Origin of the sequence: Campylobacter troglodytis (genome assembly GCF_006864425.1) — a bacterium.
GTDB classification, from domain to species: Bacteria; Campylobacterota; Campylobacteria; order Campylobacterales; family Campylobacteraceae; genus Campylobacter_D; species Campylobacter_D troglodytis.
In genome coordinates this window covers 1-17,249 of record NZ_QHLI01000002.1, presented here as the reverse complement: position 1 = coordinate 17,249, position 17,249 = coordinate 1, and the positions used below count along the sequence as shown (strand labels likewise).

Below are 17,249 nucleotides of genomic sequence, written 5' to 3'. Positions count from 1 at the left end.
ATCTTTATCAAAACTTCACACCTGCTCAAAATATGTAACAAAAAACTTACTTTTTTATAAAAGTTTTTTTCTTAATTTGATAAAATTGTATATATTTGTATTTGGAGTTATTATGAAAGAGCTAAAAGAACAAAAACTTAAAAAATCCACCCTAAGACAAGAAAAAATCAAAGTCGTAGCCTTGGAGCTTTTCTTACAAAAAGGCTACGAGGAGACAAGTTTAAAAGACATTATCAAGGTATCTGGTGGTTCATTTTCTGACATTTATAACAATTTTGAAAACAAGCAAGGGCTCTTTTTTAGCGTAATTAGCGATATAATCTCACAAAAGTATGAAGAGGATCTAAAACATTTAAAAAAGGATCTGTCCTTGCAAGATTTTTTATATGTCTTTGCTAGAAATTTCATAGATCTTTTGGGTAAAGAAAAGGACTTAGCCATCTTTAAGCTTATCTTATCCCAGCTTTATAGTAGCTCAAACAAAGCCTTGGTGGATTTTTTCAAGGAAAATCAAGACAGGGGTCCAGAGCAAATCCTAATCACTTATTTTAAAGGCTGCAAGGGAGAATTAAGCAAGGAGCCAAAGCAATACGCCATGCTCTTTTTACACATACTAAGAGGCTATGTGATTGAAAGGATTATCTTAAACTCACCCCTAATGAGCAAGAAAGAAAGAGATGAGCTAACAAGCTTCATTGTGAATTTTTTCCTAAAAGCACTTCGTTGAAATTATTTATTAACCAAATTCAAGCTATAATTTTAACTCGTAGTTTCAAATCTTGTAATTTTTATTACATTATTTTTTGAGGAAAGAAAATGAACTTGTTGAAATTTAGCCTAATTCCCCTTAGCTTTTTTATATTTGCTTGCTCAAAAGAAGAGCCCATACAGCCAACTCCCCCACAGCCTGTAACAACCCTACTTGCCAAGGCCGATAATGTGAATTTAAGCTTTTCATATCCTGCAAGGCTTGTTAGTGAGGAGGATGTGATCATAAAGCCAAAGGTTAGTGGGGCTGTGGTGAAAAAATTCTTTAAAGCAGGTGATAAAATTCAAAAAGATGAGCTTTTATTTTTAATAGAACCTGAAAAGTATCAAGCAAATGTAGAAATGGCCAAGGCAGCAAAGCTAGTAGCCGAGGCAAATTACGAAAATGCTAGCAAGGATCACGAAAGAAATGAAATTCTAATTAGCAAACAAGCCATCTCTCAAAAAGAATACGACACAAGCCTAGCTAGTTTTAATAGCGCAAGAGCAAATTTAGAAAGTGCTAATGCTCAGTTAGAAAGTGCTATCTTAGATCTTAATTACACCAGTGTTCGTGCTCCATTTAACGGCATAGTAGGAGATGCCCTTGTAAATGTGGGTGAGTATGTAAATGCTAGTTCAAGCCAACTTGTAAGGCTTACTAATTTAAATCCCATATATGCGGATTTTTACATATCTGATCTAGAAAAGCTAAATATAGAAAAAAACCTAGCAGATGGATCCTGGCAAATTCAAAATGTAGATGCTAGCATAAAAATTGACGGCAAGGATCTTAGGGGGAAATTATACTTTGTGGATTCTGTTATTGATGAAAATAGCGGCAGTGTAAAGGCTAAGGCTGTTTTTGATAATAACGACTCAAGGCTCTTGCCAGGAACCTTCACCACCCTAACCTCAGGAGGCTTTGTGCAAAAAAATGCCTTTAAGATCCCTCAAATTGCTATCTTACAAGATGCAAGAAATACCTATGTTTATACCCTAAGTGCAGATAGCAAGGTGCAAAAAACTGTGGTAAAGCTTAGCTATCAAACAAATGATTTTGTGGTTGTAAGCGAGGGACTAAAAGAAGGCGATAAGATCATAATAGATAATTTCAAAAAAATTCACCCAGGTGCAACAGTGCAAGAAGTTGCCACCCAAACCCCACAAGGTTAAACGGGGGTAAAAAATGTTTTCTAAATTCTTTATAGATAGACCCGTTCTTGCCTCTGTTGTTGCCATCATCATTTGTCTAGCAGGAGCAATTTGCATTAAGATCTTACCTATGGAGCAGTATCCTGCCCTAACCCCTCCAACAGTAAGCATCACAGCAACCTACACAGGAGCTGATGCAAGAAGTATAGCAGAAGAGGTTGCTGTGCCTCTTGAAGATGCGGTAAATGGGGTTGAAAATATGATATATATCGACACCACAAGCTCAGGCGCAGGATATATGAGATCAACTGTGTATTTTGAAATAGGCACAGATCCAGATCAAGCAACCATAAATGTAAATAACAGAATTTCACAAGCTACAGCCAAACTACCAGAAAGCGTAAGAAGGCTTGGAGTAACTGTGAGAAAGGCAAGTCCTTCTATGCTTGCTGTAATTTCTGTATATTCAAAAGACGGCTCAATGGATCCTACTGAAATTTACAATTATATCTTGCTTAATATCTTAGATGATCTCAAAAGGGTTCCAGGGGTTGGTGATGCAAGTGCCATAGGCAACAAAAACTATTCTATGCGTGTGTGGCTTAAACCTGATTTGCTGAGTAAATACGGCGTTACAGCCAGTGAGGTCATAGCTGCCATTAACGAGCAAAACGCCCAATATGCAGCAGGTAAGATAGGAGAAGAGCCCCTTGAAAACAAGGCTCCCTATGTGTATGCCATCACTATAAATTCAAAGCTTAAAACCCCAGCTGAATTTGAGGATATTATTTTAAGGGTAAATGCCAACGGCTCTTTTTTAAGGCTTAAAGATGTAGCAGATCTTGAAATAGGCTCACAGCAGTATAACTCACAAGGAAGATTAAACGGAAACGCTGCCGTTCCCATAATGATAAATTTACAGTCTGGTGCAAATGCTATCGAAGTGGCTGATCTTGTAAAGGCTAAGATGCAAGAACTTGCAGCAAATTTCCCAGCAGGACTTACCTACAACATACCCTATGATACCACAACCTTTATCCTAGCCTCCATTAAAGAGGTGATTAAAACCTTTGTAGAAGCCTTTGTGCTTGTGGTTTTGGTTATGTATTTGTTTTTAAAGAATTTTCGCTCCACAGTTATTCCTATGATAGCAATGCCTGTTTCCTTGCTTGGCACTTTTATAGGACTTTATTTGTTAGGATTTAGCATAAATTTGCTGACTTTGTTTGCTCTTATTCTTGCCATAGGCATAGTGGTTGATGATGCCATTATCGTGGTTGAAAATGTCGATAGAATCATACATGAAAATAAAAATATATCAGTAAAAGAAGCAACCATAGAGTCAATGAAAGAGATTACAACGCCTGTCATTTCAATCGTGCTTGTTTTAAGTGCTGTTTTCATACCTGTTAGCTTTATGGAGGGCTTTGTGGGGCAAATTCAAAAGCAATTTGCCCTAACCCTAGTTGTGGCTGTTGCTATCTCAGGCTTTATCGCCCTTACTTTAACCCCTGCCTTGTGTGCAATCTTTTTAAAGAGAAATATGGGCGAGCCTTATAAATTTGTAGTTAAATTTAATCACTTTTTTGATCTAAGTAGGGATTTTTTTGCAAAGGGAGTGGGCTTTGTTTTAAAAAGGATAAAGACCTTTGTGCTTGTTTTTGTGGGGATATTTTTTGTAATTTATGGCTTGTATAAGATGGTGCCAAATTCTCTTGTGCCAAATGAGGATCAATCAGTGGTAATAGCCATCACAAATTTACCCCCAGCCTCAGCCCTTTATAGAACCACAGAGTATATAGACACTATCTCAAAAGAAATAGATCAAAACTCAACAGTAAGATTTAATATGTCTATGATAGGCTTTGATCTCTTCACTAACTCCTTAAAAGAAAATGCTGCAGTTTCTTTTATTGATATGCACGATTGGGATCAAAGAAAGGAAAGCTCCTTTGAATTTGCACAGTTTCTAAACGCAAAATACTTTATGAATCCAAACGCTCAAACCTTCTTCGTAAATCCACCACCAATTCAAGGACTAAGCCTAACAGGGGGCTTTGATATGTATGTGCAAAACCGCTCAGGCAAGAGCTATGAGCAAATTCAAGAAGATATAAATGTGCTTTTAAATGTAGCCAGGCAAAGGCCTGATCTTATGAATGTTAGAACAACCCTTGATACCACCTTTCCTCAATTTAAGGCAGAAATAGATAGAGATAAGATTAAATTCTACGGACTTTCTATGAGTGAGGTATTTACCACGCTTGCTTCTACTGTTGGAAGTTACTATGTCAATGACTTTCCTATGCTGGGTAAGAATTTTCAAGTCAATGTGAGAGCCTTGGGGGATTTTAGAAATACTCAAGAATCCCTAAAAAATATCTATGTTCGCTCTTCTAATGGGGAAATGATACCTCTAAGCTCGGTAATTACCCTTGTAAGAACAACGGGTGCTGATGATGTTAAGCGCTTTAACCTCTTTCCCTCAGCTCTTGTGCAAGGAGAACCTGCTGCTGGTTTTACCTCAGGTGAGGCTATAGCCGCCATAAGTCAAGTAGCAAAGGAAACTTTGGGCGATGATTATACCATAGCTTGGTCTGGTTCGGCTTATCAGGAAATAACAAGTTCTGGAGCTGGACAAACTTCAATGATGCTCGGTCTTATCTTTGTTTTTTTAATCCTAGCAGCCCAGTATGAAAGATGGCTTGTGCCATTGGCTGTGGTTACGGCGGTGCCTTTTGCTGTATTTGGTTCTTTGCTCTTTACTTGGATGAGAGGCTTAAACAACGACATATATTTTCAAACAGGACTCTTGCTTTTAATAGGACTTGCCGCTAAAAACGCCATACTCATAGTAGAATTTGCAATGGAAGCTCATCTTAAACAAGGCAAAAATCTCTTTTATGCTGCTGTCAAGGCGGCAAGATTGAGATTTCGCCCCATTTGTATGACCTCACTAGCCTTTTGTCTTGGAATTTTTCCCCTTGTAATAGCCACAGGAGCAGGAGCAGAAAGTCGCCACGCACTAGGCACAGGGCTTATTGGAGGGATGGTAGCTGCTTCGACCTTAGCACTTTTCTTTGTGCCACTGTTTTTTTACATCTTAGAAAGCTTTAATGAAAATTCAAGAAGCTATTTGTCAAAATTTGCAAGCTTTTTTAAATTCAAAGCACTTTTAACTTTTTTTGCTAGCTTAGTGTCTAAATTTAAGGTTTTTGTAAATAAATTCACAACAAAAAGGAGTAAGGATGCTTAGAACTTTTACTGTTTTAATCCTAGCTTTTTTCTTTGTTTCTTGCTCCTTTAAGCCCTTTTACAAGGAGCCAAAGCCAAGCTTTAATGCCAATCTTAGCCTTAGTGAGTGCATTAATTCAAAGGGAGCTGTTTGTAATAACACAGGCGGACTTAGCGAGGTTAAATTTGAAAAGGAATGGTGGAGAATTTTTAATGATCAAAACCTAAACTCCCTAGTTGTCAAGGCTCTTAAAAATAATACAGATCTAAAACTTTCTTTCTTGCGTTTTGAGCAAGCTGCTCAAAATTTAGGCATAGAAAGAAGTGCTCTTTTTCCAAAGCTAAATGCAAGTGGAAATGCCTTAAGAACGCATAGCAATAAAAATGCCTCAGCACTTGGTGTATCAAGTACTACAAATAATTTTAATCTAGGCTTTAATCTTAGCTATGAATTTGATCTTTGGGGCAAGTATAAAGACAGCTACCTAGCAGCAAGTAGGGCTTTAAAGGCTTCTGTATATGATTTTGAAGCAGCTAGACTTTCTTTGATCTCAACTGTGATTAAGCTTTATTTTAACTCCGTTCATTTGAATAATCAAGTACAAATTTTAGAACAAACTGTTGAGGATTACACAGCCTCTTATGAGCTAAAAAACGAGCAATTTAAAGTAGGTGCTATTAGCGAATATGAACTTTACAGCTACAAGGCTCAGTTAGAAAGTGCAAAAACCCAGCTTGTAAGCCTAAGAACAAGCAAGGATGCAAACGATAAATCCTTGATGATCCTTGTTTCTTCTGATTTAAATGAGATCTTATATGCTTCTACTGATCAAATGGAAATAGAAAGCTTTAAGGTAGAGCTTCCTCAAGGAATTAGCTCAGAGATTTTACTTCAAAGACCAGACATTAGGGCTGCTTTGGAAAGATTAGAACAAAGAAATTATTTAGTAGGGGTAGCAAGAACTGCTTATTTGCCTAATATTTCACTCACAGGGCTACTTGGTTTTCAAAGCCTTGAGTTAAATAATTTAGGATCAAGTCCTACCTGGAATGCTGGGGCAAGTTCTTTGATGCCTATTTTTAGGTGGGGTGAGATTACTTATAATGTGAATTTAGCCAAGCTTTCAAAGGATGAGGCTTATTTAAACTATGAAAATGTCCTAAAAACAGTCTTTGCAGAGGTCAGAACTGCTTTGATAGAAAGAGAAAGTGCCTTTGAAAACGAAAAAAATTATGCTGATTTGCTAAGCTCGCAAGAAAAAATTTACAAGCTCGCACAAATTCGCTACGACAATGGCTCAAGCTCTCTAACAGATCTACTTGATGCAAGGAGAAATTATCTAAATGCAAAATTAAGCTATGAAAGCTCGGTGTATACACTTTTAAGCTCGGTGGTTGATGTGATCAAAGCCTTTGGTGGAGGCTTTAATGTCAAAGATGAAAAAAGCCTTAATATCAAAGAACAAGCAAGGGATTTGGATCTAAGTTTTAGGGAGTAAGGAGCTAAATTTAAAGCTTTTTTGTGTCCATATTAAACTTAGGCTCAAGATACTTTAATTTGATACAATATCATTTTAAAGTATGGAGAGTAAAATGAAAAATAAATATATGATTCATTCCCGAATTGTCTCAAAAGAAATTTAAGGAATTTTGAAGTATTTGCGCCTTGATTTAGAGGCGAAAAAAATCGCAGAAATTTGCAAAATTTCTCGTGTTTGCGTGAATAGAATTTTGCGTGAAATTCGCATTTTAATAGCCAAAGAATGCGAAAAAATCAGCAAAACGAAGTTTCTTTAGAAAATGAGTGGTGAGTTAGAAGTCGATGAGAGTTATTTCGGTGGTGTGCGTGGAAAAAATGGGGCGTGGAGCTGGAAAAAAGACACCTGTGTTTTTACTTCGTGCTACGCACTCGTAACTGCTAGCAGAAGGTATGCTAAAACGCAATCGCACGAGTTTATACACTAAAACACTGCTCTGCCAAAGAGCTATTGCCTATCATAAAGGACTTTGCGGAGCTTAACGAATGCGAGATTTACAGAGACAGCTGGAAGGCTTATGATGGCTTGGTGGATTTGTGTGCAAAGGCACATTACAGGGTCAAACACGCCAAATTCGAGTTTGCAAACGGACGAAACCACATTAACGAAATTGTGAATTTCTGGAGCTATGCGAAGTTTCGTTTAGCGAAATTTAAGGGCTAAAAAAGAAAATTTTGTGTTTCACTTAAAAGAAACAGAATTAAGACGAAAAATTTAGGACAAAATTTTTATCAAAGTTTATTAAACTTGATAAGAGAAAATCCTATTAGAGTATCTTGAGCCTAAACTTAAAAAGGATTTTTAGCTTAACGCCTATGAAAAACAAGGCCTTGCTTTTGAATTTCATAGATTAATTTAAGGGAGTTTGAGGTATTTGTTGCTCTCATCATTTTTAAACTAGCTTATCAATTCTTGCTTTTAAATAAACACATCTTAACGAAGTTCAAATCTTGCGAAATCCCTTTTGAGATCTTTTTGCTGGGGCTACATCTTAGAATCTAGCAAGGCTTGATAAAATTTAATGCTTTTTAAAAAAGTTGCATTAACACTCACAAGCTTAAAAAATCTTTAAAGATAAATGTCCTTAAATTTTAAGGCTTCATTAAATTTAATGCAATTTTGGCTTATCAATTTTAATGGCTCAAGATATTTTAATAGGATTTTTTCTCATCAAGTTTAATAAACTTTGATGAGAATTTTATCCTTAAATTTTTCGCCTTATATTTAAATCTATGTCCTTAAAATGAAGGGCAAAATTTTCTTTCTTAGACCTTGAATTTAACTAAATCAAATTTCGCAAAATTTATATTTATAACTCAAATCCTCATTTCAATGAGTGCAAACGCTAATGCGATCTTCTAAGATTTTAATAAAGCAAGGCTCAATGAATTTTAAATTAAAGCATTTTTAAGTTACATCCTATGAAAAACAAAGCTTATTTTGCAAATTTCGCAGATATAATGCAGAGAAATTGTGAGGTATTTTGCTTCCTTGCATTAGCAACTGTGTAGTATAAGGGGCTAGGATAGTGGAGTGGGGCTAGTGCTGAAAAAACATCTGTGTTTTCATTTCGTGCTACTGTATTGTAACTTTGCGAGAAGATATATTAAAACGAAATTACACGAGTTTATACATAGATAGTGAAGCATTGCTTTGTAAAAGAATTACTGCCTATCATAAGGGATAAGGCTTGATGAGTGCGAGATTTATAGCGATGGCTTCAAGGTTTATGATGGATTAGTGGATTTTTATTTGGCTCTTGTCTTCGCAAGAAGGCACAAAAGCATACTATAAAGTAAAACACAATAAAAACGAATTTACAAGCAAACAAAAGCAAATCAATGAAACTGTGAATTTTTTACTTCACGCTCTTGCAACTGAGTAGTAGAAGTTTGCTAAGTTGAATTTAACCAAATTTAAAGGCTAAAAGAGAAAATTTTGTTTTTAACTTAAAACAAAATTAAGACAAAAAATTTAGGACAAAATACTCATTAAAATTTGTTAAAGTCGATAAGAGAAAATCTTATTAAAGCACCTTGAGCCTTTTGAGCCAAAATTTTATCAAAACTGATAAGAAAATATCCGCTTAATATGGGTTGAGCCATAAAATTTAATCCCTTAGCCAAAATAAAGAAAATTAAGATAAATGCTAAAAATTTTAAGATCAAATTTTCATCAAAATTTATTAAAATTCATAAGTCAAAATCCCATTTTAAGTATATTTAGCCAAATTTATTAAACTTGATAATCCAAAATTACCTTAAATGCAATTGAGACCTTTAAATTCAACCCACCTTAAATTCAAGCTAGAATTCAAATCCACAAAGGGTTTCAAACAAACACCACATTTCAAAGCCTAGAAATTCAAGCTCTAAGTCATTTTAAATTCATACTAAAATCCAAATTTGCCATACTTTAAAATCAAGCCTAGAACAAGTAAAATTCACACAATCTTCAAGCCTTGCTTATTAGATCCTCATTTATCAGCCTTGCCACATCGGCACTTTCAAGCTTTTCTTGCTCTAAAAGTGTCTCTGCAAGGGCTTTTATCTTGTCCTTCATAGCACCAAGATAGTTTTGAATCTCTCGTTTTTGCTCATCAAGCAGTTTTTCATCAGCCATATCAAAGCTTAACATATAGCTTATAAGCTCCTTTGCCTTCATCAAATCGCTTTGAGAGTTGGTGTAGCTTTCATTGTAAATCAGTTTCATCGCACAAGAGCCTGCTAGATAGACCTTTATCTTGTTTAAAAGCTCTGATTTAGACCTTATATGATGCTCATATTCATTAAATCTATCCTCAATGAGAGTGATTTTTTCAAAGCCTATGTCAAAATAATAAGCACTCAAAGCCTTTGCCGCTTGATAAGTGGCTTGAATTTTCTTCTCATCATCGCTAAAAGATAAAATCTTTTTCTTTCCCAAAAGCACCTTGTTTAGCACCTCGTAAAAGTCATTTTCCTCCACCTGCAAGGCATCTCGTCTTAAAGCATTTATGGCTGCTTCATTAACAAGGGTTTCAAGTGCAGCCCCGCTAAAACCGACACTTGCTTTGGCAATGTGGCTTAAATTCACATTGTTTTTTTTATCCTTCATATAAATTTCAAGGATTTTAAGCCTGTCTTTGTAATCAGGAAGGGAGATGAAAATTCGCCTATCAAAGCGACCCGAGCGAAGCAAGGCAGGATCCATTAGCTCTATTTTATTTGTCGCTGCTATGACTATGACGCCGCTATTGTCCTCAAAGCCGTCCATTTGAGTTAAAAGCTGATTTAGGGTGCTATCTCGCTCGACATTGCTAACCTCGCCCCTTGCTTTTCCCACAGCGTCTATTTCATCGATGAAAATAATGCTTGGCGACATAGCCTTTGCCCTTGAAAAAAGCTCCCTCACGCGTTTTGCGCCCATTCCTACATAAATTTCCACAAAGGACGAGCCGCTTTGATAAAAAAACGGCACACTAGCCTCGCCAGCTACGGCTTTGGCAATGAGCGTCTTACCAACGCCAGGAGGTCCTACCATAAGCACGCCTTTTGGCATTTTAACCCCAAATTCCTTGTATTTTTTAGGATTTTTGAGAAAATCAACTATCTCGCTTAACTCAACCTTGACATCATCAACGCCCGCGACATCCTCAAAGCTCACGCTTGAAATGACAGGCTTTATGCTATTTAGGCTGTCTATTGAATTTATGGGAGCTTGGGCTGGCTTTTTGATGGGAAATTTATCCACTTGCTTTTTACGCACCCAAAAGGCAGCACTTGCAAACATAGCAAGCAAGGCACAGCAAATAAAGATAAAAAAGCTAGTATCAAACTCCCTAGCGGGGCGGACTGGCACACGGCTTAAAAGCTCGTTCATATCAATGCCTTCTTTGATGATGGCGTATTTGCGCCCTGCTGCACTTATCACGATTTCATTGCTTTGTAAGGTGGCTTCTTTGATGGCATTTTGCTCCAAAAGGCTTTGATAAAATGCCTTGTCTATGAATTCAGGCTCGTTTTTGAGGTAAATGATGCCTAAAAGTAGGCATAAAACAACTAAGGATGCTAGGATGATTTTTTTGTTTTTATTCAAGCTTTTGCTCCCTTGAAGGCTCTTTATCCTTTAAGGATAAATTACGAAATTGTAGCCTTGTTGTGAATTTTTGTCGTATTTTACCCTAAAATTGCTTAAATTTAGAGAATGTGTAAATGTTTTGCCTAAAATACCTTTTAGTTATTTTTTAAACTGTGTTAATTTTAAACAAACTAATTCTTTTTAAGTGTCTTTGGCTAAAAAATTAAGCCTTTAATCATATGAAATTATATTTCTAACAAAGCCTCTTAGTTCTTTTGTTTAGAAAAAGCTTCCTTAAACTAGTTCTTGTCAGCTATTTTAAAATGTAAATTCAAGCTTTATTCTTGCTTAAAGCTTTTAAAATTTTGAAGATTAAAATTCAAGTATAAAGGTATCAACTGTCAAAATTTTTTACCCTAACTTTCTTTTGAATTTAAATGCCCATTTGAATTTAAATGCCAACAAAGTCCCTTCATTTACCATTTTTCAACTAAATTCAGTATAATTTAAAGAAAAATTAAGGAGTTCAAAATGAGAGTAAAAACCCTAGTTTTAGCGGCTTTCTTAGGTATTACTGCCGCCTTTGGTGCGCAAAAAGTGCTTGTGGGTGCAACCCCTGTGCCTCATGCTGAAATTTTAGCCTTGATAAAGGATGATTTGAAAAAAGAAGGTTTCGAGCTTGTCATTAAGGAGTTTAACGACTATGTCCAGCCCAATGTAGCTACTTGGAGTGGGGAACTTGATGCGAATTTCTTTCAGCACAGCCCCTATTTAAACGAGTTTAACAAAAACAACAAAACAAAGCTAGTAGCCGTAGCTGGCATTCACTTAGAGCCTATGGCTGTGTATTCTACAAAGCACAAAAGCTTTGATACGAAGAATCTAAAAAGCGGCACCAAGATAGCCATTCCAAATGATACCACAAACGAAAGCAGAGCCCTTGATGTCATAGCTAGCACAGGGGTGGCCAGCTTTAAAGAAGGTGCTCTGAAAACTGTAAGGGATCTTACAAGCAATCCAAGACAAATTAACTTCATAGAACTAAAAGCAGCCCAGCTTCCAAGAGCCTTGCAAGATGCCGACTATGCTGTGATTAATGCTAATTACGCCCTTTCTGCAAATTTAAGCCCAACAAAGGACGGACTTGTGCTTGAGGGTAGTTCAAGCCCCTATGTAAATATGCTTGTGGTAAAGGCTGGAAACGAAAACAGTGCCAAAACAAAGGCTTTGATCAAGGCCTTGCAAAGCCAAAAGGTTAAAAAATTCATCACCGACAAATACAAAGGTGCGGTGATACCAGCCTTTTGAGCTAAAATGATAGATTAAAATAATGGCTTTGGAGTTAAAAGTTGAATACTAAAATAATCTTAGCCCTTTTGTTTGCTATCTTGGCATCCTTTGCAAAAGAAAGGCTAGTCATAGGGGCTACTCCTGTTCCTTATGCTGAGATCCTTGAATTTTCAAAGCCCTTGTTTGCTAAAAAGGGTTACGAGCTTGAAATCATTGAATTTACAGACTATGCTGTGCCAAACAAGGCTTTAAACGAGGGCAAGTTAGACGCGAATTTGTTTCAGCATAAGCCTTATTTAGATGAGTTTAACAAAAGCAATGGCACGGATTTAGTGCCTACGCAAAGTGTGGTGCTAGTGCCTATGGGCGTGTATTCTAAAATCATTAAAGACATTAAAGACTTGCCAAATGGTGCTTTGGTAAGCATTCCAAACGACCCAACAAATGAAGATAGAGCCTTTGAGCTACTTGTTAAAACTAGGCTTGTTGAATTTAAAGAAAAAGATGGGTTTAAAACCCCACAAGATCTAGCCAACAACCCCAAAAAGCTTAAATTCAAAGAGCTAAAAGCCGCCCAGTTACCTCGTTCGCTTGATGATGTAAGCCTAGCCATCATCCCAACAAATTATGCTTTAGATTATGGGCTAAGTCCTGTTAGGGATGCACTGTTTATAGAGGATAAGGATAGCAACTATGCCATTATCATCGCTGTGCGAAAGGCAGATAAAGAAAGTGCGAAAACAAAGGCTATAAACGAGGTTTTACACTCAAAAGAGCTGCGTGAGTTTATACTCAAAAAGTATGGCGGCAATGTAATTCCCACATTTTAAAAAGGATGCAATGATGAAAATAAAGGCTTTACTCTTGGCTTTTTTGCTTGGCGTTTCAAGCCTTGCTAAAGAAACTATTGTCGTGGGTGTAACCCCTGCTCCCTTTGATGCGATCATGGAATTTGCTCGTCCTTTCATAGAAAAAAGAGGCTATGAGCTTAAAATCGTTGAATTTACAGACTATGCGGTGCCAAATGTTGCCTTAAACGAGGGCAAACTTGATGCGAATTTATTCCAGCATAAGCCTTATTTAGACGAGTTTAATCACAGCAAAAATACAAACTTAATCGCAACTACAAGTGTGGCCATCTTTCCAATGGGGGTGTATTCAAAAAGGATTAAAACACTTAGTGAGTTAAAGGATAATTCCTTGGTAACAGTGCCAAATGATCCCACAAATGAAAACAGAGCCTTAGAAATCCTAGAACAAGCAGGACTAATTGAGCTTAGTAAATCTAAGGGCTTTAAAAGCCCAAAGGACATAATCAACAACCCCAAAAAGCTTAAATTCAAAGAGCTAAAAGCCGCCCAGCTTCCTCGCTCGCTTGATGATGCTGATCTAGCTGTGATTAACACAAACTATGCTCTTGATTATGGTTTAAATCCTATGAAAGATGCCATCTTTTTAGAGAAAAAAGATAGCCCCTATGCGAATTTTGTAGTCGTAAGGCAGCAAGATAAAGAAAGTGCTAAAACGAAACTACTTCACGAGGCATTAAGAACAAAGGAGTTAAGAGAGTTTATACTTAAAAAATACGAGGGTAGCGTCATTCCTACCTGGTGAGGATTAGTCCTTTGAAAAAGATCTTCTTGTGCTTAATATGCTTTTGCTTAGCCCTTCTTGCAAATGAGCTACATTTTGAGCAAATTAAATTTGCTTTGGCACAAGAATTTAAGTTTAAATTCCAAGGACTTATAATCAACGACATACAACTAAGCAATGCAAACTTACCCAAAAATTTTGACAAATATTACTTCTTAAAACTAGCCCAAGGAAGATTTGACAGGGCTAGCGGCTATGTGAGGGCTGAGTTTAAAACCCCTGAAAATATCAAAAAAAATGTTTTTTTTAGATATTTTATAAAGGCAAAGCTTGAGGTTTTAAGATCAAATAAAGAACTTCAAAGAGGAGATGTTCTCACAGGGGCTGATTATACACTCAGCCTTGTGGATTTTGACAAGGTGCCACCTGCTATTATTTATAAGGATGATGATCTAAATTTACTAGCAAGAACAAATATAAAAAAGAACAGCATTTTAAGACGAAATATGTTTAAGGCAAATTATCTTGTCAAAAAGGATGCCATTTTAAGAGGCATACTTGAAGAAAATGAGATAAAAATGATCATAGAGCTTGTAGCCTTAGAATCGGGAAATGAAGGGGATCTCATCAAGGTAAGAAACAAGGATGGAAAAATTATGCAAGCCTTGATCATAAATCGTAATCAGGTGAATTTACAGTGAAGATCCTAGTAGCCTTAAGTGGAGCAAGTAGCGTTGAGCTAGGCTTTTATCTGCTTAATGCGCTTGAAAAATACACAAGATCAAACGATGAGCTTTTTGCCATACTTAGCAAAAACGCAAGATTAAGCCTTTGTGCTGAGAATTTGATCTTACAAGGAGCTTTGCGTGAATTTAAAGGCGAAAATTCAAGCTTGCATAATGACAAATTAGCCAAAAGCAAGGTGAAGCAATTTACACAAAGCAAATCCAAGGGGGACACAAGGTGCGAAACGACCATAGACTTGCAAGGCAAAAAAAACAAGCTGAAAGCTCAAAATTTAAGCCAAAATGATGAGTTTATTAGCATTTGCAAACAAAATTTTGCCCTACACAAAACGCATTTTTTTGATGATGAGAATTTAGCTGCAAGCGTAGCAAGTGGGTCCTTTGGCATAAATGCTACCATCATAGCACCTTGTTCTTTAAACACCTTGGCAAAGATAAGACAAGGCATATCAGACACCTTGATAAGCAGAAGTGCAGCGGTGGCTCTTAAAGAGCGTAAAAAGCTCATTTTGGCTGTGCGTGAAATGCCCTTTTCTACGCTCGTGCTCAAACAAATGACAAAGCTTTCTAAAATGGGTGTTATCATCGCCCCACCTGTGTTTGCAAGTTACTCAAATGCCACAAGTTTAAATGATTTACGAAAATTCATCATAGGTAAATGGCTAGATCTACTTGAAATAAAGCACGACTTATATCAAAAATGGCAAAACCCCTAAATGCAAACTCGTGCAATTTTTGCTAAAAATGGACACATAAATATAAGGCTCAATTAAACCTAACAAAATTTATTAAAATTGCTAAGAGAAAATCCCATTAAAGTATCTTGATTCAAAAAATTATATAGATTTTGCTAAAATAGATATATTAAGGAATGCAAATAGTGCCACGAGATAAAACCATATACAAAGGATTAGAGTGTCATTGCAATCAATTTCAGCAAATTCCTATATCTAGTAGGGATTTTGGGATAATTAAAAACATATCTACTTATGGGGTTGCAATAAGCAAATCTTATGCTGTCACAAAAGTAGATAAGCTTTTTGATAATAAAGCATATAACAAGCATTTTAAGTATATTCCAATAGCAAAGATCAAAATGAATGCAGGTATAGTAAGCTTTCTACAAGCAAAAATAGAGGGCAAATCTAATGAAAGAGCATTGATAGAAATAGGTGCTTGCGAACATATCAAGGAGGACACTAGCATATGAAAAACAAAAACACAAAAGCAGCTTTTGATCCGCTTTTATTTGATGGGCTAGGCAGTGATAGAGATAGAAAGTTAAATAACATACTTTATACAGTATTTGCCAATATGAATGCTATAATGTTTATACTAGGCATAGTGATTATAGCTAAGATACAAGAGCATAGCGAAAAAACTTGGTTTGCTATTTTAAAAGTATTTAGTGAAGTAATATTGCTATTATATTGCTTAGTGTTGCTTTACTGCTACTATTTAATATGGCGACACACAAAAGCAAATAAGTACATAAATAAAAATAATCCTATTTTGATCTGTGAGTATCAAGGCAATTTTAGATCTTATTGTGCGTGGATTTTTGGGGGATTATTTATGTTTATTTTTTATGTATTTTTCTTTATGCTCTCTTTTATTGCTCCACCTTTTATGGCTATTGTGTTATATCATTTTTATTTCTTTAAACCATTTTTGCTAAAACGAATTTTATTATTTGAAAATTATGTAATATTAGAATATAAAATATTTGGCAATATTAAGTTAGATAGAGAAGGCTTAGTGTTAATGAAAACTACGCCAAGCACAAAAACGATAAACCTATCCTTTGTGCGACCTATGATTTTTGATACCAACAAACATACTTTTTTCACCAAATATCTAGTGGCTTATTTTTGTTTGCAGTTTAGTAAATTTGGTATGAATAATATTGATAAGATCTATGTAGAATTAAATGACAAAATGCAATTTAACTCAGATGAAATCATTGCAAGATGGCATAGAATGTGGATATATGCTTTTAGGTATCCTCTAAAAGAAGGTGAAATGTGAAATTATATGACAAAAAAACAATAAGAACTTATGGCATAGCTTTAAACTACACTACAAATGATAAACCTATGATAAAAGACAGTAAAATAGAATTTTTTGAATGTATGAGCGAAGATGAGATGATTAGAATCAAAGAAGAAAAAGATGAGGATTTACTAAAAACTTATCTTTTCAATATGTTAAGTATGATGGATTCTACTATTAGTGCAATTGCAACTAAAACAGCTTCTATACACATAAAGATTATTTTTGTTGTCAAAGATGGAATAAAAGGTTCTACTTTAAATATAGGCAATGAGGATGTGAGTGTAATAGAAACAATCGTTTTGGGTGGAATTACGATTGTGGTTGGGATATTAACTGCTTTGACTTCATCTGGTGCGGTAGCTTTTATCGCAGGTATAATAATTTCTTACATTCTTACTTGGCTATTAAACAAGATTTATATTGACCTACGAGATAATGCTTTACAACTTTGGCAAAATACAAAAAACACAGTAAATGAAGCGTGGCAATATATAATGTCTCTTATTGAATCAGATCCAAACAGCTTAAATTTAAAAAAACAAGCACTCACTCAAAAAGCAGCTAAGGCGATTTTACACTCCATTAAACAGGATCAAATAAAGCAAAAAGACTATGAAAAATGCATAATGTTTTTATGCGAACATAATCAAAATATAACAAATAATTCATCAAGTAATCAAAAACCCCCTCTTAAATCTTGCTCTCCCACCCCCAACCAAGCTATCACTCAAGCTTTCAAGCCTTTAAACCCTCACTCAAGCGACACATTTTCTTTTAAACTCATCATCAAAGATTATGATTCCTCAAAGCCATTAAAGAACAAAGAAATTAA

14 protein-coding genes and 2 pseudogenes are annotated in these 17,249 nt (G+C 35.7%); 15 read left to right on the top strand and 1 reads right to left on the bottom strand.

Annotated elements, in window-relative coordinates; genetic code table 11:
- The first annotated feature begins 112 nt into the window (after positions 1-112).
- From DMC01_RS00540 to DMC01_RS16290, 7 genes and pseudogenes are all read left to right on the top strand, one after another.
- Positions 113-727 carry a TetR/AcrR family transcriptional regulator gene (locus DMC01_RS00540; RefSeq protein ID WP_142692363.1) on the top strand — a complete coding sequence of 205 codons (615 nt, stop codon included), beginning with the start codon at positions 113-115 and terminating at the stop codon, positions 725-727.
- Between the two features lie 89 nt (positions 728-816).
- Positions 817-1,923 carry an efflux RND transporter periplasmic adaptor subunit gene (locus DMC01_RS00535; protein WP_142692362.1) on the top strand — a complete coding sequence of 369 codons (1,107 nt, stop codon included), beginning with the start codon at positions 817-819 and terminating at the stop codon, positions 1,921-1,923.
- 13 nt (positions 1,924-1,936) lie between these two features.
- Positions 1,937-5,023, top strand: a pseudogene (locus DMC01_RS00530) (efflux RND transporter permease subunit); the annotation flags it as partial.
- A 127-nt stretch (positions 5,024-5,150) separates the two neighbouring features.
- Positions 5,151-6,635: a TolC family protein gene (locus DMC01_RS00525; RefSeq protein WP_142692360.1), complete on the top strand. Its 1,485-nt coding sequence runs from the start codon at positions 5,151-5,153 to the stop codon at positions 6,633-6,635.
- 151 nt (positions 6,636-6,786) lie between these two features.
- Positions 6,787-6,933, top strand: coding sequence for a hypothetical protein (locus DMC01_RS16300; RefSeq protein ID WP_427846083.1), 147 nt, complete (start codon positions 6,787-6,789; stop codon positions 6,931-6,933).
- A 3-nt stretch (positions 6,934-6,936) separates the two neighbouring features.
- Positions 6,937-7,101 carry a hypothetical protein gene (locus tag DMC01_RS16295; protein ID WP_427846082.1) on the top strand — a complete coding sequence of 55 codons (165 nt, stop codon included), beginning with the start codon at positions 6,937-6,939 and terminating at the stop codon, positions 7,099-7,101.
- Between the two features lie 62 nt (positions 7,102-7,163).
- Positions 7,164-7,392: pseudogene (locus DMC01_RS16290) on the top strand (IS1595 family transposase); the annotation flags it as partial.
- A 1,736-nt stretch (positions 7,393-9,128) separates the two neighbouring features.
- Here the strand turns inward: DMC01_RS16290 and DMC01_RS00515 are convergent.
- Positions 9,129-10,751: an AAA family ATPase gene (locus DMC01_RS00515; protein ID WP_142692359.1), complete on the bottom strand. Its 1,623-nt coding sequence runs from the start codon at positions 10,749-10,751 to the stop codon at positions 9,129-9,131.
- A 513-nt stretch (positions 10,752-11,264) separates the two neighbouring features.
- Here DMC01_RS00515 and DMC01_RS00510 point away from each other — a divergent pair.
- The 8 genes from DMC01_RS00510 to DMC01_RS00475 all read left to right on the top strand — a co-directional run.
- Complete coding sequence (locus DMC01_RS00510; RefSeq protein ID WP_142692358.1) at positions 11,265-12,041, top strand: MetQ/NlpA family ABC transporter substrate-binding protein; 777 nt, start codon at positions 11,265-11,267, stop codon at positions 12,039-12,041.
- A 41-nt stretch (positions 12,042-12,082) separates the two neighbouring features.
- The gene (locus DMC01_RS00505) at positions 12,083-12,853 is read left to right on the top strand and encodes a MetQ/NlpA family ABC transporter substrate-binding protein (RefSeq protein WP_142692357.1); all 771 of its coding nucleotides are present in this window, start codon (positions 12,083-12,085) and stop codon (positions 12,851-12,853) included.
- 10 nt (positions 12,854-12,863) lie between these two features.
- Positions 12,864-13,637, top strand: a complete 774-nt coding sequence (locus tag DMC01_RS00500; RefSeq protein WP_142692356.1) for a MetQ/NlpA family ABC transporter substrate-binding protein — start codon at positions 12,864-12,866, stop codon at positions 13,635-13,637.
- An 11-nt stretch (positions 13,638-13,648) separates the two neighbouring features.
- Positions 13,649-14,317: a flagellar basal body P-ring formation chaperone FlgA gene (gene flgA, locus DMC01_RS00495; protein ID WP_246058917.1), complete on the top strand. Its 669-nt coding sequence runs from the start codon at positions 13,649-13,651 to the stop codon at positions 14,315-14,317.
- Positions 14,314-15,078 (top strand): UbiX family flavin prenyltransferase, encoded by a 765-nt coding sequence (locus DMC01_RS00490; protein ID WP_142692355.1) that lies wholly within the window; start codon positions 14,314-14,316, stop codon positions 15,076-15,078. The genes flgA and DMC01_RS00490 overlap by 4 nt, the downstream gene beginning before the upstream one ends.
- Before the next feature lie 164 nt (positions 15,079-15,242).
- Positions 15,243-15,572 carry a hypothetical protein gene (locus DMC01_RS00485; protein WP_142692354.1) on the top strand — a complete coding sequence of 110 codons (330 nt, stop codon included), beginning with the start codon at positions 15,243-15,245 and terminating at the stop codon, positions 15,570-15,572.
- On the top strand, positions 15,569-16,390 hold the full coding sequence (locus tag DMC01_RS00480; protein WP_142692353.1) for a hypothetical protein: 822 nt from the start codon (positions 15,569-15,571) through the stop codon (positions 16,388-16,390). Before DMC01_RS00485 ends, DMC01_RS00480 begins: the two co-directional genes overlap by 4 nt.
- Positions 16,387-17,249 (top strand): hypothetical protein (locus DMC01_RS00475; RefSeq protein WP_142692352.1); only part of this gene is annotated, 863 nt, incomplete at its 3' end. The genes DMC01_RS00480 and DMC01_RS00475, both read left to right, overlap by 4 nt.